A 2422-nucleotide genomic window follows, 5' to 3' on the forward strand; every position below is an offset into this window, starting at 1 on the left:
CTCGGCCGCGTCGGCGGACCGCCAGCAGGCCGAGCGCACCAGCGGATGCCGGAAACGCGTACGGGCGGCGAACTCGACCAGCCCGGCGGCCTCGGCCGGAGCCGCAGCCTCCGGACCGACGCCCAGCCGCTTCAGGGCGCGCCACAGCAGCGTCACGTCACCGACCGGCTCGACGGCGGCGGTGAGCAGCAGCCGGCGAGTGTCCGGCGGCAACGCCGCGATACGCCGCTGGAAGCCTTCCTCCACCCGGCTCGGCAACGGCATCGCCGTCTGCGCGCCGAACCCGAACGCCAGCTCGGCCGGCGTGAGATCGTGCGGCAGTTCGAGCAGGGCGAGCGGGTTGCCGCGCGTCTCGGCGACGATGCGTTCGCGTACCCGGGCGTCGACCGGGCCCGGCAGCACGGAGTCCAGCAGGTCGTGGGCGTCCGCGTCGGGCAGCCCGGTGACACTCAGCTCCGGCAGGCCAGGAAGGAGCTGCTCGTCGCCGGGACTGCGGGCGGCGAAGACCAGGGCGACGGATTCGGCCTCCAGCCGGCGGGCGACGAAGGTGAGCACCACCTCGGACATCCGGTCCAGCCACTGCACGTCGTCCACCACGCAGACCAGCGGCTGCTCGGCGGCGGCCTCGGCGAACAACCCCAGCACGGCCAGCCCGACGAGCAGGGCCTGCGGCGGGCTGCCGGAGCTGAGCCCGAAGGCGGTGGCCAGCGCGGCCCGTTGCGGCTCGGCGAGCCGGTCGAGATGGTCCAGCAGGGGAGCGCACAGCTGCTGCAGCGCGGAGTACGCGATCTCCGACTCGGGCTCGACCCCGGCCGCGCGGACGACCCGGCCACCGGGGGAGTGCCCGCTCAGGTAGTCCAGCAGCGCGGTCTTGCCGGCTCCGGCCTCCCCGCGCAGCACCAGGACCCGGCTGTGCCCGGCCCGGATGTCGCGCAGCAGCCCGTCGAGCAGCTCCCGCTCGTGTCGGCGCCCCCGTAGCGCGGGGCTCTCAGCGTTCCTCGGCACGTTGTCCTCCCGGCCGGAGGCTACACCGGGCCGGATTCTTTTCCATTTACTGTCGCCCGCCGGTGCCGGGTCCGGCGTCTAAGGGGACAGCGGGGCGATCAGCAATGGACGCGCCGCGAAACAGCGGTCGCGGACTACGCGCGACCGCTGATCGTCATGCTCAATCACGGGGATCGAGTGAATACGTGGAAACCGTTGTCGCTGATCGGGCCGGGTCGCGCCCGTCGAGGTCCCGCACCCGGCGGGGCCTGATCGAGACGGCCTGGGTGCTGCTCGTCGTCGTGATCGCCGGTCTGCTGTTCTTCGCCCGCTACGAGGATCCGCGGCGCGTCGCCTCCGGGGACAGCTTCTGGTACATGCGCCAGGCGCTGATCTTCACCGGTACGGATCCCGAGGTGGCCCGCATCGAGGCGGGCTCGCAGGTGTGCCGGGACCTGAACCGCTCGTCACGGGACCGCGGCGAGACGCCGACCTGCAAGAATTACGTGACCGCCGGTTTCTCGCCCCGATACGCCGCGATCTTCCACAGCCGGCCCGGTTATCCGCTGTTCGCCGCGCCATTCGTGGCGACGCTGGGATTGTGGACCGGCATGATGGCGGCGACATTGATATTGGCGCTGCTCGCGGCCGTACTGGCGTATCTGGCCGTCTGGCTGGCCAGCGGTCTGCGGCTGGCCGGGGTGCTGGCCGCGACCGTTCTTTTCATCCTGCCGACGGGTTTCGCCATGACCCGCATGCTCACCGAGAGCGGCGTCTTCGCCGGCTACCTCGCGGTCGTGCTCGGCGCCACCCTGGTGGTGCGCGGCCGCCGGGCCGGGCTGTTCCTCGTGGTCGCGGCGCTGGCCTGGCTGTTCGCGGTGCGCTCGGCCAGCGGGATGGCGATGGCCCTGACCCTGCTCGCCGCCGGGGCGCTCACGGCACTCGGCCGGCGGCAGCGGTGGCCCGGGGTGATGCTCGGCGCGATCGGTCTGCTGGCCGCGCTGGCCTGGCAGCTGCTGAGCCGGGTGTTGCACCTGCCGGGCCTGAACGACACGATCCAGGACTTCGCCACCCGCCATTTCAAGGCCCGCCCCGACGTGGCCGACCCCATCGGGTGGCTGATCGAGCGCAACCTCGGCTTCTGGCCCGACCAGCTCGGCCTGGAGCTGGCCGTGCCCGGCACCCTGGCCGCGTTCCTGTTCGCGGTCGTCGTGCTCGTGCTGCGGATGCGCGCCGTCGCGGCATTGTGGATCTTCGCCGGGCTGACCGGGGTGCTGATGCTCCTGGCCCATCCGGCCGACACCGAGTACAACCGGCTGATGGCGCCGATCTGGCTGCCGGTCGCCTGCGCCTTCGGGTATGCGGCGGCTCTCGCGATCGGGCGCCGTCGGGAGCTGCCGGACGCTGGATTGCTGCCGGCCGAGCCGCAGCCCGCCGG

At 72.6% G+C, this 2422-nt stretch carries 2 protein-coding genes; one reads left to right on the forward strand and one right to left on the reverse strand.

Annotated elements, in window-relative coordinates:
* The coding region (locus AB0C29_RS43635) for an AAA family ATPase (RefSeq protein WP_360833579.1) at nt 1–1005 on the reverse strand (1005 nt) is incomplete at its 3' end.
* 185 nt (nt 1006–1190) lie between these two features.
* Between AB0C29_RS43635 and AB0C29_RS43640 the strand changes: the two genes are divergently transcribed.
* Nucleotides 1191–2422 (forward strand): hypothetical protein (locus tag AB0C29_RS43640; protein ID WP_360833581.1); only part of this gene is annotated, 1232 nt, incomplete at its 3' end.

The sequence above is a fragment of the Actinoplanes sp. NPDC048791 genome, assembly GCF_040650095.1.
Classification (GTDB): Bacteria; Actinomycetota; Actinomycetes; order Mycobacteriales; family Micromonosporaceae; genus Actinoplanes.